The 1,507-nt window shown below is 67.1% G+C and carries 1 protein-coding gene; it reads right to left on the reverse strand.

Annotated features, from left to right (window positions below; all coding sequences use genetic code 11):
• Window positions 1–34 precede the first annotated feature (34 nt).
• On the reverse strand, window positions 35–1,363 hold the full coding sequence (locus AB0E90_RS51655) for an IS4 family transposase (protein WP_360421226.1): 1,329 nt from the start codon (window positions 1,361–1,363) through the stop codon (window positions 35–37).
• Window positions 1,364–1,507 lie beyond the last annotated feature (144 nt).

Genomic DNA, 1,507 nt, shown 5'->3' on the forward strand with positions numbered 1-1,507 from the left:
CCAACGCCGCTCAGTTAGGGCGGGGTGGTGCTCGTCAAGGGTCTGGGCTGACGATGTTGATGCTGGTGGTGGCTTGGTAGCTGTACCGGTCGATGTTCGGGCCGCGGGCTTGGTATTTGCTGTTCGAGCGTTTGATCATGCGGGTTTTGACGCGGACGCGCCGGTCGGGTAGCAGGTTGGCCAGGACGGCGGTGCCGATGACGCCGACCAGATCGATGACGGTGCCGGCGATGATCCCGGCGGCGTGCACGATCTGGTCGCGTGCGGTGTTCAGGGCGGTGCTGAAGCTGGCCCGGTCGGGATCGGTGCCGGGTCGGCTGTCGGTGGCGTCGACCATGGCGGTGCGCAGGATTTGATAGACGACCAGCAGGGCGTGTAGTTCCTGATCGATGCCGGGTGGGGTGCGGGCTCGCAGGACGCGTCCGCCGAGGATGCTGGATTTGAGTTCGAGGTAGGCGGTCTCGATTTCCCAGCGTTCGTGGTAGAGCCGGACCAGGTCGGCGGCGGGGTGCGTGTGCGGATCCAGCAGTGTCGTCAGCAGCCGGTATTCGCCGCTGCGGGTGCCCGCGGTGGTGGTGATGCTGATCTGGGCCTCGACCACGCGGACGGTCAGGGTACCGATGCAGGTCAGCCAGGATCCGTCGGGCAGGCGGCGGATCATCGGCAGGCGCCGGTTGGCCTTGGCCCGGATCAGCAGATGAGCGCCGGTCTCGGCGACCGTGGCCAGGAAAGCCGCTGCTGCGTAGTAGCGATCGGCCAGCAGCAGCATCCCCGGGCGCAGGCTGCGTGTCAGGATCCGGGCCTGGTCGAGCTCACCGACGCTGACCGGGTCGAACACGGCGTCGATCACCGACCGGGTTCCGCAGGTCAGCAGCGCACTGAGCCGCAGCAACGGGTAGCCGGACGTGCCGTTGACGCAGCGGTGTTTGTGGTATCGGCCGGCGTTGGCCGGCGAGTCCGCGACGGTCAGAGTCGTTCCGTCGAGAGCGGCCAGCAGCAAACCCCGCCAGCGCACCTGACCGGCTGTCGTGGCGGCCGGGCCGCGTAGCAGGTCGAACAACGCCCGCATCGGTGCCGGTCCGAGCCGCTGACGGGCCTGACGCAACGCCGAACTACTCGGTGAGACAACCGGCAGAGCTTGCAAGCCGCTGACCAGCCTGGCCCACACCTGCAGGTAGCCGAGCTCGGCGAACAGGCACCCGGCAAGCAGCAGATACATCACCACCCGGGCCGGCAGCAGCCGTACCCGTGCCTCGGTGCGCCGGGTCGCGGCCAAGACTTCATCGACCATCTCGAACGGAATGAGCCGGGTCAGCTCACCCAGATGCCCGGGCGCGAACACCCCCGCGGCTACCGTCACCATCCGAGTTATGGCAATCTGATCGGCCAGCGGAGCTCCAGGTTTTCAGGGCGTCTTAGAGTGACCACCCTTGATACCGGAGCTTCGCTGCTTTACGTCTCAGCCACGCCTTGACAACCCAACCAGCCGCCTAACTGAGCGGCGTTG

Source organism: Actinoplanes sp. NPDC026619 (genome assembly GCF_040638295.1).
Classification (GTDB): Bacteria; Actinomycetota; Actinomycetes; order Mycobacteriales; family Micromonosporaceae; genus Actinoplanes.

Excerpts from the sequence above, each read along its gene's own strand:
- AB0E90_RS51655 (WP_360421226.1), bottom strand. The coding sequence starts at position 1,363 with ATGGTGACGGTAGCCGCGGGGGTGTTCGCGCCCGGGCATCTGGGTGAG.